Source organism: Mesorhizobium sp. RCAM 05099 (genome assembly GCF_059683685.1).
In genome coordinates this window covers 6888114-6903569 of record NZ_CM185035.1, presented here as the reverse complement: position 1 = coordinate 6903569, position 15456 = coordinate 6888114, and the positions used below count along the sequence as shown (strand labels likewise).

Below are 15456 nucleotides of genomic sequence, written 5' to 3'. Positions count from 1 at the left end.
TCTGAAGTGCCGAACGCCGAGGAAAAGTCATGCCCGTCACCAAAGATACCGTCATCGAACGCCTGAAAACGGTCAACGGGCCGGACTTCACCAGCAATATTGTCGACCTCGGCATGGTTTCCGAGATTTTCATCGCCGACGGCAAGGTTTTCTTCTCGATCACCGTTCCTGCCGCTCGCGCCCAGGAAATGGAGCCGCTGCGCGCCGCCGCCGAACGCGTCGTCAAGGCGATCCCCGGCGTCGCCGGCGCCGTCGTCGCGCTGACTGCCGAGAAGAAGGGCGGCGGCATGGAGGCTCCGGTCGCGGCGCGTCCTGCTCCCAGGCCGGCACCCCCGGCCGCTCCAGCTGCTTCGCGGCCAGTTCCCCATGCCCCTGCATCGCAAAGCCACGGCAAGCGCGGCGTGCCCGGCATCGAGGCGATCATCGCGGTGGCTTCAGGCAAGGGCGGCGTCGGCAAGTCGACCACGGCCGTCAACATCGCGCTTGGCCTCGCCGCCAACGGCTTGCGCGTCGGCGTGCTCGACGCCGACATCTATGGCCCCTCCATGCCGCGGCTGCTCAACATCCATGGCCGGCCGCAGACCGTCGACGGCAAGATCCTGAAGCCGATGGAGAATTACGGCCTCAAGGTCATGTCGATGGGCTTCCTCGTCGATGAGGAAACGCCGATGATCTGGCGCGGGCCGATGGTGATGTCGGCGCTGACGCAGATGCTGCGCGAGGTCGAGTGGGGTCGGCTCGACGTGCTCGTCGTCGACATGCCGCCCGGCACCGGCGACGCCCAGCTGACCATGGCCCAGCAGGTGCCGTTGGCCGGCGCCGTCATCGTCTCGACGCCGCAGGACCTGGCCTTGATCGACGCTCGCAAGGGCCTCAACATGTTCAAGAAGGTCGACGTGCCGCTGCTCGGCATCGTCGAGAACATGAGCTATTTCATCGCTCCCGACACCGGCAAGCGCTACGATATCTTCGGCCATGGCGGCGCCCGCCGCGAGGCCGAGCGCCTCGGCGTCACCTTCCTCGGCGAAGTGCCGCTCGAGATGGGTATCCGCGAAAGTTCGGATGCCGGCACGCCGGTGGTTGTCTCGAAGCCCGACGGCGCCGAAGCGAAGATCTATCGCGACATTGCCGGAAAAGTCTGGGACCGGGTCAATGAGGAGCGCGGTGCTGCGGCAGCCGCGGTGCCGAGCATAGTGTTCGAGTAGGTTTTCCGTTCGGTAGGCGTTGCCTCACCCTCGAACAACGGGGAGAGCAGGATCGTCAACGGGTAGCGCCAGCCTTGAACAAGCCAAGCGTTGTTCAAGCAGCGGCCTAAGCCGCGCCCACCTTCTCGCCGAACTTCGAAAAAAACTGTCCGGCCAGTTTCTTCGAGGTCGATTCGATCAGCCGGCTGCCAAGCTGGGCGATCTTGCCGCCGACATCGGCCTTGGCCACGTATTTCAACACCGTGGCATCCGGCCCATCTGATGTCAGCGTCACGTCGGCGCCGCCCTTGGCGAAGCCGGCGATGCCGCCCTTGCCTTCGCCCTGGATGGTGTAGGAATGCGGCGGCTTGAGGTTCTTCAGCGTTACCTCGCCGTTGAAGGTCGCCTTGATCGGTCCGATCTTCACCACCACGGTCGCCGCCATCTCGGTCGGTGACTTCATCTCAAGGCTCTGGCAGCCGGGAATGGTCGCCTTCAAAACCTCGGGATCGTTCAGCGCTTCCCACACTTTTTGCAGGGGTGCGGCGATGTGTTCCTCGCCTTCGATCACCAAAGCCATGAAAACCTCCCAGAGCAAGACTGCCCCGAAGCCCTAACGCACGGTTGGGTGCATGTCTATCGCACCAAAGTCCGGTTGCGACCGCGCGTCCCTCTTGCCTGCTCTCGCGCGTTGCCATATCGATTTGTCTTACAAATACGGAGACCACGATGGCAGGCGCCCCCACCAGAAAGAAAAAATTTCGCTCGCAGGAGTGGTTCGACAATCCCGACAATCCCGGGATGACGGCGCTCTATCTGGAGCGCTACCTGAATTACGGACTGACGCGGGCCGAGCTGATGTCCGGCAAGCCGCTGATCGGCATTGCCCAGACCGGCTCGGATCTGTCGCCCTGCAACCGCCACCACATCGAACTGGCCAAGCGCGTGCGCGAAGGCATCGTGTCGATGGGCGGTATTCCCTTCGAGTTCCCGTGCCATCCGATCCAGGAAACCGGCAAGCGCCCGACCGCCGCTCTTGACCGCAACCTTGCCTATCTCAGCCTGGTCGAGGTGCTCTACGGCTATCCGCTCGATGGCGTGGTTCTGACCATCGGCTGCGACAAGACGACCCCAGCTCTGCTCATGGCGGCAGCCACCGTCAACATTCCGGCCATTGCCCTGTCGGTTGGCCCCATGCTGAATGGCTGGCACAAGGGCAAGCGCACTGGCTCGGGCACCATCGTCTGGGAATCGCGCCAGCGCCTGTCGGCTGGCGAGATCGACTATGACGAGTTTATGGACATCGTTGCGTCCTCGGCGCCGTCCACCGGCTATTGCAACACAATGGGCACCGCCACCACCATGAACTCGCTGGCCGAGGCGCTCGGCATGCAACTGCCGGGCTCGGCCGCCATTCCCGCCCCCTATCGCGAGCGCGGCCAGATTTCCTACGAGACCGGAAAACGCATCGTCGAGATGGTGCATGAGGACTTGAAGCCGTCCGATATCATGACGCGGAAAGCCTTCGAGAACGCCATCGTCGTCAATTCGGCCATTGGCGGCTCCACCAATGCGCCGATCCATCTCAACGCCATCGCCCGTCACCTCGGTGTGCCGCTCGACAATGACGACTGGCAGAAGATCGGCCTCAAGGTGCCGCTCATCGTCAATCTGCAGCCGACAGGTGAATATCTCGGCGAGGACTACCATCATGCCGGCGGCGTGCCGGCCGTGGTGGCCGAGCTGATGAAGGGCGGGCTGTTGCCGCATCCAGATGCCTTGACCGTCAATGGCAAGTCGATCGGCGACAATTGCAAGGGGGTCGTCAACGAGAACATCGACGTCATCCGCACCGTCGCCGAGCCGCTGAAGGCCAATGCCGGCTTCATCAACCTCAGGGGCAATCTGTTCGATTCGGCGATCATGAAGACCAGCGGCATCTCGCCGGAGTTCCGCGAGCGTTATCTCTCCAACCCCAAGGATCCCGAGGCTTTCGAGGGCAATGCCATGGTCTTCGACGGGCCCGAGGATTACCACGCCCGCATCGACGATCCGGCGCAAGGCATCGACGAACACACCATCCTGTTCATGCGCGGCGCCGGCCCGGTCGGCTACCCCGGCGGTGCCGAGGTCGTCAACATGCAGCCGCCGGCCTATCTGATCAAGAAGGGCATCCATGCGCTCGCCTGCATCGGCGATGGTCGCCAGTCGGGCACGTCAGGCTCGCCGTCGATCCTCAACGCCTCGCCGGAAGCCGCGATCGGCGGTGGATTGGCGCTGCTCAAGACCGGCGACCGCGTCCGCATCGATCTCAGGAAGGGCACGGCCGACATCCTCGTCACCGACGACGAGATCACCCGACGCCGCGCCGAACTGCAGAACAATGGCGGCTATCACTATCCGAAGCACCAGACGCCGTGGCAGGAGATCCAGCGCGGCATGGTCGACCAGTTCTCCGAGGGAATGGTGCTGAAGCCGGCGGTGAAATACCAGGACGTCGCGCACACCAGCGGTGTCCCCAGGGACAACCACTGATTGGGTAATCATTGGTTATTCCCGGGATAGTCATCGATTATTCCCAAGGACAATCATTGATTATTCCTTGCGATAATCACTGATGCTGGGATCAACGGCAGGCGACCTGATCAATCAGGCCGCCTGCCGTTTTTCCGTTCAGCGTGGCGCACACCGGCCGTGGGCGAGAACACTCACCATCCTTGACAAGCGTGCCCAACAAATCCACCATCATGGCAAGGGGTGCATCGCGACGACCCCGTGAGGCGTCAGCCCAACGTTCGCGTCCAAGCTTCTCTTCCAGGAGGTGGACGCCATGCCGTCAACAACCGCTATCACCGTATCGCAACTGTCCCGTCTGGTCGGTCTGCCGGGTGCTCCGGTAATCGTCGATGTTCGCATCGATGAAGATTTCGACGCCGATCCGCGCCTGCTGCCAGCCTCGACCCGGCGCGATTTCAAAACCGTTTCGACCTGGGCGGCCGCGTTCGCCGGCAAACCAGTGGCCGTCGTCTGCCAGAAAGGGCAAAAGCTCTCGCAAGGCGTCGCAGCCTGGCTGCGGCACGAGGGAATTCCCGCCGAATCGCTCGAAGGCGGCTTCGAAGCCTGGCGCGATGCAAAGGGGCTTCTGGTCCGCACAGACAAGTTGCCGTCGTGCGACGAACAGGGCCGCACCATATGGGTGACGCGGTCCCGCCCGAAGGTCGATCGCATCGCTTGCCCCTGGCTGATCCGGCGTTTCGTCGATCCTCACGCGGTCTTCCTGTTTGTCGAACCCGCCGAAGTATTGGCCGTTGCCGATCGCTTTCAGGCGGTACCTTTTGACATAGACAATGTGTTCTGGAGCCATCGCGGCGAACGCTGCACCTTCGACACGATGATCGAGGAGTTCGAGCTTGAATCCGAAGCGCTGGACCGCCTTGCCGCGATCGTGCGCGCCGCCGACACCGCAAGCCTCGACCTGGTGCCCCAGGCGGCCGGCTTTCTGGCTGCCTCGCTTGGCCTGTCGCGTATGTTTCGCGACGATCTGGAACAACTGGAAGCAGGCATGCTGCTCTACGATGCGTTCTTCCGCTGGTGTCGCGACGCCACCGAAGAAACGCACAACTGGCCCGCTGCAGGCACAGGTAAACCGTCATGAGCGTTTTGGTCCCGGAGGATAAGGCTGGGAGCGTCCAGGCACCGGTTGCACCGGCCTTCGCCGAAGCCGTCAAGGTCTGGGCGAAAATCGGACTGCTCAGCTTCGGCGGACCGGCCGGGCAAATCGCAATGATGCACAAGGAACTGGTCGAGGAGCGGCGCTGGATCGGTGAACAGCGTTTCCTGCATGCGTTGAACTACTGCATGCTGCTGCCTGGCCCGGAAGCCCAGCAACTTGCCATCTACATTGGCTGGCTGCTGCACAGGACGATCGGCGGCCTCATTGCCGGCATCCTGTTCGTCGTGCCGGGCGCGCTTGTCATGCTGATCTTGAGCAGCCTCTACATGCTCTATGGCGACGTACCGCTCGTCGAGGCGCTGTTTTTCGGGGTGAAGGCGGCGGTGCTTGCCATTGTCATCGAAGCGGTGATCCGGATCGGCCGGCGCGCCCTGAAAAACCCAGTCATGGTGTCGGTCGCGGTCGCGGCCTTTATCGCCATCTATGCGTTGAATGTGCCGTTCCCGCTTATCATCCTGCTCGCGGGCCTCACGGGATGGCTGGGGGACCGCGTTGCTCCTGGCCTGTTTTCCGGCTCGGCGCATGGCAAGGGCGATGTTGCCGATATCAAGGGTGCGGTCGACCTGATGTTCGAGCGCGGCGAACTCACCCATGTCAAACCGACGACATGGCATGCGCCGCGCACCGTCGCGATCTGGCTGCCGATCTGGCTCGGACCCGTTCTCGTGGTCTGGTGGTTCACCGGCTCTGCCAGCGTCTGGACCGAGATAGGCAGGTTTTTCAGTCTCATGGCGGTCGTCACTTTCGGTGGCGCCTATGCGGTCCTCGCCTATGTCGCGCAGGCGGCCGTCCAGTCCTTCGGCTGGCTCGCGCCCGGTGAAATGGTCGACGGTCTTGGGCTTGCCGAAACGACGCCAGGTCCGCTCATTCTGGTTTTGCAGTTTGTCGGCTTCATCGCCGCGTTCCGCCATTCCGGGTCGCTGCACCCGTTGCTTGCCGGATCGCTTGGAGCGCTGCTGACCTTGTGGGTGACGTTCACGCCGTGCTTCTTCTGGATATTCCTCGGCGGCCCCTATATCGAGGCCCTGCGTGGCAACAAGGCATTGTCCGCAGCGCTGGGCGCGATCACCGCCGCCGTTGTCGGCGTCATCATGAACCTCGCCTTGTGGTTTGCCCTGCACGTCATCTTCCGGGAGGTTCGCAACATGGGCCTCGGCATGAATGTGCCGGTGTTTTCGTCGATCGACTGGCGCGCGGCACTGTTTTCCGGAGCCGCCATGATCGCCATCCTGAAGCTGAAAGTCGGCATGCTGCCGACGCTTGCCGGATCCGCCCTTGCCGGTGTCTTGCTGCTGGCGGCGAGTGGCTAGATGCCGCTTGCTTTGTATTCCGCTTGCGAACACCTAAGTGGTTGGAAACGGATTGGACCATCATGGCGGGACGACGCTCTTCCCTCGGCTTCCTCGGAATGTTCGGCCGCTCGGGCGACCTCAGGCAGCTCGATGCGGCGTTGCGTGGCGCCGACCTTCATCCGGCCCTCGTGCCGGAGGGGGTGAAACTCACCATCGTCAATCTGATGAAGGACCGCTGGCCCGACGAGCCGCCCAGCCAGGCCTATCCAGAGGTGGCGCGGCTGTTCAGCTATTGCATTGCCGGACCGGAAGCCTTCGAACGATCCAACGGCCTTCAGGGCAGGCTCGACGCGGAGCGGCGGATCGAAACAGCCCTTGAAGCCGGCGACAGCTTCGATGCGCAAATCGTGCTGATGACGCTGCACGCCAAGCTGATCAGTGCCGAGGTCGTCGAGCGCTATGGGCTCAGCGCCGGCTGACGGCTTCAAGGGAAGTGAGCTTATCCGCCCATGCTGCCGCGCGGCAGCTTGATCATCTCACCAAAGCGGGCGCGCAATTTGTCGTCGAGCAGCTTGGGGACATGGCGCGGGAAGCGCTCGGCAAGAACGCGCTTCTTCTCGATGATCGCCCGCTGCAGGATGTCGGGTCGGCCCTTCTCGTTCCATTCTTTCGGCGAAAACCGGTCGCCGACGGCCGGATAGAAATATTCGGTCTGCATCAGCCGCAGCGTCTGCTCGTTGCCGAGATAATGTCCCGGTCCCTTCAGGCAGACATCGGCGATGGTGTCGATCGACAGCGATTCATCCGACACTTCGATGCCGCGCACGCAACGCAGGCAGTGGCCGAGCATGTCGTTGTCGATGATCAGGCTTTCCAGGCAGAAGCCGAGCAGCGAGGCGTGCATGCCGGCCGATTCATAGACCAAATTGAGCCCTGCCAGGCCGGCCATCACATCAGTGATGCCCTTTTCATAGCCGGACTGGATGTCGGGCAGTTTCGAATCCGTCATGCCGGCGGCCGAACCACCCGGCAGGTCGTAGAATTGCGCCATCTGAGCGCAAGCCGCGGTCAGCACCGCCTGTTCGGCCGAACCGCCCGACATGGCGCCGGTCCTGAGATCCGAAACGAACGGCCAGGTGCCGAAGATCGCCGGATGCCCCGGCTTGATGGCGTTGACATAGACGAGGCCGGCCAGCACTTCGGCCACTGCCTGCACCACAGCACCTGCAATCGCCGCCGGCGCCGTGGCGCCTGCCTGTCCGGCCGAGAGCAGGAGGATCGGGATGCCGCCCTCGACGCAGGCTTCGAGCACGCCGCAGGCGTCCTCGGCGAATTTCATCGGCGGCACGACGAAGCAGTTGGAATTCGAGACGAACGGCCGTGCGCGGAAGTTCTCCTCGCCACCGGCAATGGCATAGAGCATTTCGAGCGCTGGCTGCACGTTCTCGCGCACGGTGAACGAGGTGCCGACATGCTTGGACGTGCCCATCACGCAGGCATAGAGCGTGTTGAAGTCCATTTCGAGCGGATCGGGAATGTCGCGCGGCACCATCGGCCGCTGGAAGAAATGGATGTTGTCGAGCCCCTCGACGATGCGGGCGGCATCATAGATGTCCTGCAGCAGCGACTCGCGGTATTCGCGCTTCTCGACATCGACCAGATGGACGGCGGCTCCGGCCGTGCCGTAGTGCACACGCTTGCCCTTGATCAGCATGTCGTGCTTGGGGTCCTGGCCGTGCAGGGTGAAATTCCGTGCCGCTTTCTTGATGGTATCGAGCACCAGCGCGCGCGGGAACCGGATGCGGCCATCGTCGGCGTAGGTGGCTCCAGCCTCGGTCAGCGCTTCGATGCAGGAGGGAATGGCGTTGGCGAAGCCGACCGTCTCCAGCAGGGTCAGCACCGCCTCGTGAATGCGCTCCTGGTCGTTCCCGGTCAGCGGTCCGTAGCTGCCGCCTTCGAGACCGGCGCGTACCGGCTTGATGTCGTCGGCCAGCGGCGCGGCTCGCATGGCACGGCGCGCTTCGCGCCCGCCGGAGCGGCGCGAACGCTGATCCGCCGCCGCTTCCTGCTTTTCAAGAACCACAGACATGCAGACACTCCACCTTTCAGAGAAGCAGGGCGCGGCGGTTGGTCCACCATCGGCTGCTTCTTCCCCTTATGCTCCGACTATGCCGCCGGCATTGGCACAGCCTATGAGCCAGCCAGTCCGGTTGCATATGCCAGAGCTAAAGGACCAGAGCCGCGCGCGCGGCTCTGAAGGGATCGGTCGATGGATCAGGCGGCGGCAGGCCTGCGTCCGGCCGCGGTGGCCAGTTCGCGGATGCCGGGCTCGATGTGCTGCAGCGCGATCGAGGAGATGCCCAAGCGCATGAAACGCGAGGGCTTTTCGGTGCGGTCGAAGAAGCGGTCGCCCGGCTCGATGATCACGCTGCGCGAGGCGGCTGCCTCGGCCAGCCCGCGCGCATCGGTGCCGCGCGGCCCCTCGAGCCACAGCGACGTGCCGCCGGCCGAATCGGTCGAACGCCATTCTGGCAGGAAGGCGGAAATCGCATGGACCAGGCGCTTGCGCCGCTCGTCGAAGGCGCTCGACAGCCGCCGTACAAGCGCCTCGTGGTGGCCGAGCGACAGGAACAATGCAACGGCGCGCTGGTTGTTGGCTGGCGGATGGCGCAGCATGAAGCGGCGCAGGGCCCGCAGTTCGGAGATTAGTCCAGCGGAGGCGACGATGTAGCCAAGCCGCAGCCCCGGAGCCAGCGTCTTCGACATCGAGCCGACATAGACGACGCGGCCGGAGCGGTCGAGGCTCTTCAGCGCCTGCTGCGGCGCCTCGTCGAGCAACTGGCTGTCATAGCCGTCCTCGATGATGATCTGGTTGTAGCGGTTGGCACGTGCCAAGAGATCCTGCCGCCGTTCCGCCGACAGCGGCACCATGGTCGGGCAATGATGGCTGGGCGTGACGAAGACGAAGCCGGAATCATTGGGAATAGAAGCGGTTACGATGCCGGACTGGTCGACCGGCACCGGCTGGATGTCGGCGCCCGCGAGCCGGAAGATCGAGCGCGCGTCGGGATAGCCGGGGTCCTCCATCGCCACCTTGGAGCCCTTGGTCATCAGCAGCGTCGCCAGCATGTAGAGCGCATTCTGGGCGCCCAGCGTAACGATGATCTCGTCGGGATTGGCGAAAATGCCGCGCCGGGGCAAGAGCCGCGCCTGGATCTGCTCGATCAGCAGCGGATCGTCGCGATCGACCATGTCCGACGCCCAGTTGCGGATTTCGAGCACCGCGAGCGCCATGCGGTTGCACTCGCGCCACTCGGCGGTCGGGAACAGCGCCGGGTCGAACTGGCCGTAGACGAAGGGGTAGGACGACTTGATCCAGTTCTCGTGCTTGGCCGGCGGCGGCATGTCGCTGGCGGCGATCTGGCGGCGTGCCTTCCAGTCGATCTCATTGGCCTGGTCGGGCGCCTTCTGGTGCGGCTTGGCCGGTGTCGCCAGCACGTCGGGATTGACGAAATGGCCACGCCGCTCGCGCGCCACCAGGAATCCCTGGTCGACGAGCTGCTGGAAGGCCAGCACGACGGTGCCGCGCGCCACGCCGAGTTTTTCGGCGAGGATCCGGCACGAGGGAAGCGGCATCGAAGCGGCGATCTGGCGATCGAGAATGGCTGCAACGATGGCCTGGCGGATCTGCGCCTGCAGGGTCTGGCCGGATTCAGCCGAAATCCGGAACAGGCCGGACCATATCGCCGTGTCGTTACGCTGTGGCATGGGAGATGTTCCTCGATGGCCAGCTTTTTTCGCTTGGCTGGACCAGTCGAATGTAACGGTGGCACAAGGTGTTGCGCCAATCAATTTTTCTGATCTTTGAGATTTATGCCAGTGATCCTTCCGCCGAAACCCAGCCCCCGCGTGATGCGTTGCATCATCGCCGCATGGTGCACTGCGTCATCGCTGCGCATTGAACCGGATGGAATTCGGCTCAATAGTTTTGGCGCGACGACACGCGCCGGAAACATCCGGTCTGATATGGTGCGTCGAAAACGTCAGGAGTCCCCCCGCCAGTGGATCAGTCAGCCTTTCAAAAACAGCTTGCCGCCTTGCGCGACCATCGTGCCGCCGCACCTGCCAGCATGCGCCAGGCCTTCGCCGCCGATTCGAAGCGGTTCGAGAACTTCTCCGCCACCGACGGCGACCTTCTGCTCGACTGGTCGAAATGCGCTGTCGATGCGGTCACCATGGATTTGCTGGAAAAGCTCGCCAAGGCCGCCGATCTCGAAGGCCGTCGCACCGCGATGTTCGCCGGCAAGAAGATCAACGTCACCGAGGATCGCGCCGTGTTGCACACGGCGCTGCGCAACCTGACCGGCAAAGGCGTCACGGTCGATGGCCAGGACGTCAAGGCGGACGTCATCGCCGTACTCGACGCGATGGGCGCTTTTGCCGATGCCGTGCGTTCCGGCAAGGCGGCCGGCGCCACCGGCAAGAAGATCACCGACATCGTCAACATCGGTATCGGCGGTTCCGATCTCGGTCCGGCCATGGCGACGCTGGCGCTGGCGCCCTATCATGACGGGCCGCGCGCGCATTACGTCTCCAACATCGATGGCGCCCATATCCACGACACGCTGAAAGGCCTCTCCGCCGAGACCACGCTTTTCATCATCGCATCCAAGACCTTTACCACCGTCGAGACGATGACCAATGCCGAGACGGCGCGCAAATGGGTGCAGGAAGCGCTCGGCAAGGATGCGGTGGGCAAGCATTTTGCCGCCGTCTCGACCGCGCTCGACCTGGTGGCGAAGTTCGGCATCGAGCGGGATCGCGTCTTCGGCTTCTGGGACTGGGTTGGCGGCCGCTATTCGGTCTGGGGCGCGATCGGCCTGCCGGTGATGATCGCTGTTGGCCCCAGAAATTTTCGCGCCTTCCTGGATGGCGCCCATGAGATGGACGAGCATTTCCGCACCGCGCCCATCCAGGAGAACCTGCCGGCGCTTCTGGGGCTGGTCGGCTGGTGGCATCGCGTGATCTGCGGATATCCGGCTCGCGCCGTCATCCCTTACGACCAGCGCCTGTCCAGGCTGCCGGCCTATCTGCAGCAGCTCGACATGGAATCGAACGGCAAGAGCGTCACCCTCGAAGGCGTGGCGGTGACGACGCCGACCGGGCCGTTGGTCTGGGGCGAGCCCGGCACCAACGGCCAGCATGCCTTCTTCCAGCTGCTGCACCAGGGCACCGATTTCATCCCGGTCGAGTTCCTTGCCGCGGCCGTCGGCCACGAGCCGGAGCTCAAGCACCAGCACGATCTGCTGCTCGCCAATTGCCTGGCGCAGTCGGAAGCGTTGATGAAGGGCCGTACGCTGGAGGAGGCGCGCGCCCAGATGCTGGCCAAGGGCATGAAGCCTGCCGAGGTCGACAAGATCGCCCCGCACCGCGTCTTCTCCGGCAACCGGCCCTCGATGACCATCCTCTACCGGAAACTCGACCCGCGCACCTTCGGCCGGCTGATCGCGCTCTATGAGCACCGCGTCTTCGTCGAGGGAACGCTCTTCAACATCAACTCCTTCGACCAGTGGGGCGTCGAGCTCGGCAAGGAACTGGCCACCGGCCTTTTGCCTGTCGTGGAGGGCAAGGAAAGTGCCGCAAAGCGGGACGCCTCGACCGCTGGTCTGGTGGAATACATCCACCATTTGCGTGGGTCGGAGTGAAGCGCTTGGCAGACATCAAGGGAATATTGTTCGACAAGGACGGGACGCTTGTCGACTTCAACGCCACCTGGCTCGGCGTCGCCGATTTCATGGCCATGGATGCGTCCGAGGGCGATCGCTGGAAAGCCGACAGGCTGCTCGCGGCAGCCGGCTTCGATTTCGCCAACCGACGTTTCAAGCCCGATTCGATCTTTGCCTCGGGCACCAACATGGACGTCGTCGAGCTGTGGTTCCCGCGCCTGTCCGACGAGGACCAGATGCTGGCCGTCGCCCGCTTCAACGAGATCACCTCGGTGCAGGGCTCGGCGATGGCGGTGGCACTGCCGGGCATCGTCGAGACGCTCAACACCCTGCACAGGAAATCCTACCGGCTTGGTGTCGCGACCAACGATTCGACCAGCGGCGCGGAAAGGACGCTGGTCACGCTCGGCGTCGCTCAACTGTTCGACGCGGCCTATGGCTACGATGCTGTCGCCAATCCCAAACCGGCGCCCGATACGATCCTGGCCTTTTGCGATCTCACCGGCTTGCAGCCGTCGGCGATCGCCATGGTCGGCGACAACCGCCACGATCTCGAAATGGCGCGGGCCGGTGGCTGCGGCCTGGCGATTGGCGTGCTCTCGGGCACCGGCACCCGTGAATCGCTGGCCGGCATTGCCGACGCCGTCCTCGATTCCGTTGCCGATCTGCCGGATTTCCTTTCGGCGCGGGTCAAGGAGACGATCTGATATCGGCACCACTGGCGGATGCCATATCCGCCTCGAAACGAAAGACGCCGCTCGGCTCCAGTGCTGTGCCTTTCGTCTGGCCGAAATCCGGCACCTCGTATTCGGCAAGCAGAAGCAGCCGCGATCGTGGCAGGTAGGCCCGGCCCGGGTCGCCGACCAGGACTTCGATGCCGGCGGCGAGGCAGCGGTCGAGGAAGGGAATGACCCGCCAGGCGACGTCCTGCCCGTAGAACAGATCGCCGGCGAGCACCAGGTCGATCGCGGGTGGCGAACCCGTGGTGATATCCTTGCCGATCACCGTTATGGCGACGCCGTTGGCTGCAGCATTGAGGCCGAGCGCGGCCACGCCGTTGCGGTCGATCTCGGCGGCGATCACTTCGCGCGCCCCGGCTTTCGCGGCGGCAATGCCGACAATGCCGGAGCCGGCGCCGAGGTCGAGCACGCGGCGCCCGGCCACTGTCGTCGGATGGTCCAGTACATAGCGCGCGAGCACGGTGCCACCGGCCCACGCATAGGCCCAGTAGGGCGGTCGTGGCTCCGGCGAATCCTCCTCGTCGTTCTCGTCCTCGGGCTCGACGAGCCGCCTCAACCCGCTGCCGGGATGAGCCGTGTAGAACTGGATCTCGGGAAGCGCTGGGACAGGAACAAGGCGCATGTTCGCCTTGATGAACGTCGCCGGGTCGAGGCGCGAGCGCCGAACCGGCGCATCGGCGGCGGCGAGCTTGTCAGCCAAGATCCTGCCTATTCCCGCAGCGCCCGCCGCAGGATCTTGCCGACCGGCGTCTTCGGCAGCTCGGTCCTGAATTCGATGTATTTGGGCCGCTTGTAGCCGGTCAGGTTCTCGCGGCAATAGGCGGTCAGCACCTCGGCGGTCAGCGCCGGATCCTTCTTGACGACGAACAGCTTCGGCACTTCGCCCGAATGTTCGTCCGGCACGCCGACCGCCGCGACTTCGAGCACGCCCGGATGCTGGGCGACGACTTCCTCGAGTTCGTTCGGATAGACGTTGAAGCCCGAGACTAGGATCATGTCCTTCTTGCGGTCGACGATCTTGGTGTAGCCGCGCTCGTCCATGAAACCCATGTCGCCGGATTTGAAATAACCGTCCTTGGTCATCACCTTGGCGGTCTCGTCCGGCCGGTTCCAGTAGCCCGCCATCACTTGCGGCCCCCTGATGCAGATCTCGCCGACCTCGCCGAGCGGCAGGTTGTTGCCGTCGTCGTCGCGAATGGCGATCTCCGTCGACGGCAGCGGCAGGCCGATCGTGCCGGTGAAATCGCTGGCGCTGAACTTGTTGGCGGTGGCCACCGGGGAAGTTTCCGAGAGGCCGTAGCCTTCGGTGACCGGGCAGCCGGTGAGCGACTTCCAGCGTTCGGCGACGCCCCTCTGCACCGCCATGCCGCCGCCCAGCGTCAGGATCAGCGGCTTGAAGTCGAGCTTGCGGAAATCCTCGTTGTTGAGCAGCGCGTTGAACAGCGTGTTGAGACCCGGAAAGATGTGGACCGGGTATTTTGCCAGTTCCTTGACGAAACCCGGGATGTCGCGCGGATTGGGAATGAGCACGTTACGGGCGCCTTGCTGCATGCCCATCAGCGCGTTCACCGTCAGCGCGAAGATATGATAGAGCGGCAGTGCGCAGATGAAGTTCGGATGCGCCGGCTTCGGCTTGTAAGTGTAGGCGTCTTCCAGCCACAGCGCGTTCTGAACGACATTGGCCAGCACGTTGCTGTGCAGCAGCACCGCGCCCTTCGAAATCCCCGTGGTGCCGCCGGTATATTGCAGGAAGGCGACATCGCCGGCCGCCACCGTGGCTGGCGTGAAGCGCAGGCCGGCACCGGCCTTCACGGCCGCGTTGAACTTGACATGGCCGGGCAGCGACCATGCCGGCACCATCTTCTTCACGCGGCGCACGACGAGGTTGACGATGGTCCCCTTCAGCCCGCCAAGCATGTCGCCCATCGCCGCGACGACGACATGCTTGACCGCGGTCCTGGCGATCACGGCCTGCAACGTGCTGGCGAAGTTCTCCAGGATGACGATGGCCTGCGCGCCGGAATCCTTGAGCTGATGTTCGAGTTCGCGCGGTGTGTAGAGCGGGTTGACGTTCACCACGGTGTATCCCGCGCGCAGGATGGCCATCATCGCTACCGGATATTGCAGCACGTTCGGCATCATCAGGGCGACGCGCGCTCCTTTCTGCAAACCTTTCGACTGCAGATAAGCGCCGAAGGCCGCCGACAGCCGCTCCATATCGGCGTAGCTGATGGACTTGTCCATGCAGGTGAAAGCGGGCTGGGCGGAAAACTGCTTGCAGGTGGCGACCAGGAAGTCGCCGATGGAACTGTAGGGCAGGACGCCAATTTCGGCCGGCATGTTCTTCGGATAGCTCTTGAGCCACGGCTTTTCCGGCAGCCCCGCGGCGAGCGCGGTCAGCGCCTTCGGCAGTCGCTTGGCGGCAGTTGCGACGGGCTTTGCGGCCGGCGCGGCTTTCGAAGCTGCAGCCTTCGCCGGAGCCGCCTTTGGCGACGCGGTCTTTGTGGTCTTGGCTGCCGTCTTTACCGGGGACGGTTTCGTTGCGGGCATTGCTTTTGCCTTCGCGGTCGCCGCTTTGGTGGCGGGCGCCCCCTGTCGGTCAGGGCCGGCGGCCGGTTTCGAGGCCGCCTTGGCCGGTGCCTTTGCCGGCGCTGCCTTCTTTGCTGTTTTTGCCACCCGTTCCTCCCTGGATCGTTCTGTTCGTCCGCGCCGCGCTCGCCCCTGAATTGACAGGGACATCCTCCGCTGCTGCCTAGATATCTTCTATGTATTGCCTCTATT

General features: G+C 63.9%; 12 protein-coding genes. 7 read left to right on the top strand and 5 right to left on the bottom strand.

Annotated features, from left to right (window positions below):
* The first annotated feature begins 29 nt into the window (after positions 1 to 29).
* The gene (locus AC56QQ_RS34150) at positions 30 to 1205 is read left to right on the top strand and encodes an Mrp/NBP35 family ATP-binding protein (RefSeq protein ID WP_497124934.1); all 1176 of its coding nucleotides are present in this window, start codon (positions 30 to 32) and stop codon (positions 1203 to 1205) included.
* A gap of 106 nt (positions 1206 to 1311) precedes the next feature.
* Here AC56QQ_RS34150 and AC56QQ_RS34145 read toward each other — a convergent pair whose 3' ends face one another.
* Positions 1312 to 1764 carry an SRPBCC family protein gene (locus AC56QQ_RS34145; RefSeq protein WP_489859198.1) on the bottom strand — a complete coding sequence of 151 codons (453 nt, stop codon included), beginning with the start codon at positions 1762 to 1764 and terminating at the stop codon, positions 1312 to 1314.
* Positions 1765 to 1913: 149 nt separating this feature from the next.
* Here AC56QQ_RS34145 and AC56QQ_RS34140 point away from each other — a divergent pair, with 149 nt between their 5' ends.
* The 4 genes from AC56QQ_RS34140 to AC56QQ_RS34125 all read left to right on the top strand — a co-directional run bounded on the left by AC56QQ_RS34140 (position 1914) and on the right by AC56QQ_RS34125 (position 6688).
* Positions 1914 to 3719 (top strand): IlvD/Edd family dehydratase, encoded by a 1806-nt coding sequence (locus AC56QQ_RS34140; RefSeq protein ID WP_489859199.1) that lies wholly within the window; start codon positions 1914 to 1916, stop codon positions 3717 to 3719.
* A gap of 295 nt (positions 3720 to 4014) precedes the next feature.
* The gene (locus AC56QQ_RS34135; RefSeq protein ID WP_489863597.1) at positions 4015 to 4839 is read left to right on the top strand and encodes a chromate resistance protein ChrB domain-containing protein; all 825 of its coding nucleotides are present in this window, start codon (positions 4015 to 4017) and stop codon (positions 4837 to 4839) included.
* Positions 4836 to 6227 carry a chromate efflux transporter gene (gene chrA / locus AC56QQ_RS34130; protein ID WP_497124933.1) on the top strand — a complete coding sequence of 464 codons (1392 nt, stop codon included), beginning with the start codon at positions 4836 to 4838 and terminating at the stop codon, positions 6225 to 6227. The genes AC56QQ_RS34135 and chrA overlap by 4 nt, the downstream gene beginning before the upstream one ends.
* A 62-nt stretch (positions 6228 to 6289) precedes the next feature.
* Positions 6290 to 6688: a hypothetical protein gene (locus tag AC56QQ_RS34125; RefSeq protein WP_497124932.1), complete on the top strand. Its 399-nt coding sequence runs from the start codon at positions 6290 to 6292 to the stop codon at positions 6686 to 6688.
* Between the two features lie 20 nt (positions 6689 to 6708).
* Here AC56QQ_RS34125 and AC56QQ_RS34120 read toward each other — a convergent pair whose 3' ends face one another.
* Both AC56QQ_RS34120 and pdxR read right to left on the bottom strand, forming a co-directional pair.
* Positions 6709 to 8298 (bottom strand): trimethylamine methyltransferase family protein, encoded by a 1590-nt coding sequence (locus AC56QQ_RS34120; protein WP_269906034.1) that lies wholly within the window; start codon positions 8296 to 8298, stop codon positions 6709 to 6711.
* 185 nt (positions 8299 to 8483) lie between these two features.
* Positions 8484 to 9977, bottom strand: coding sequence for a MocR-like pyridoxine biosynthesis transcription factor PdxR (gene pdxR / locus AC56QQ_RS34115; RefSeq protein WP_489859202.1), 1494 nt, complete (start codon positions 9975 to 9977; stop codon positions 8484 to 8486).
* A 293-nt stretch (positions 9978 to 10270) separates the two neighbouring features.
* Here pdxR and pgi point away from each other — a divergent pair, with 293 nt between their 5' ends.
* On the top strand, positions 10271 to 11914 hold the full coding sequence (gene pgi, locus AC56QQ_RS34110; protein ID WP_489859203.1) for a glucose-6-phosphate isomerase: 1644 nt from the start codon (positions 10271 to 10273) through the stop codon (positions 11912 to 11914).
* A gap of 5 nt (positions 11915 to 11919) precedes the next feature.
* A complete protein-coding gene (locus AC56QQ_RS34105; RefSeq protein WP_489859204.1) occupies positions 11920 to 12642 on the top strand; it encodes an HAD family hydrolase in 723 nt (240 codons plus the stop codon).
* On the opposite strand, the gene AC56QQ_RS34100 is transcribed toward AC56QQ_RS34105, so the two are convergent.
* Both AC56QQ_RS34100 and AC56QQ_RS34095 read right to left on the bottom strand, forming a co-directional pair.
* On the bottom strand, positions 12626 to 13375 hold the full coding sequence (locus AC56QQ_RS34100) for a class I SAM-dependent methyltransferase (RefSeq protein WP_489859205.1): 750 nt from the start codon (positions 13373 to 13375) through the stop codon (positions 12626 to 12628). The genes AC56QQ_RS34105 and AC56QQ_RS34100 overlap by 17 nt on opposite strands.
* An 8-nt stretch (positions 13376 to 13383) precedes the next feature.
* Positions 13384 to 15351 (bottom strand): long-chain fatty acid--CoA ligase, encoded by a 1968-nt coding sequence (locus AC56QQ_RS34095; protein ID WP_497124931.1) that lies wholly within the window; start codon positions 15349 to 15351, stop codon positions 13384 to 13386.
* Positions 15352 to 15456 lie beyond the last annotated feature (105 nt).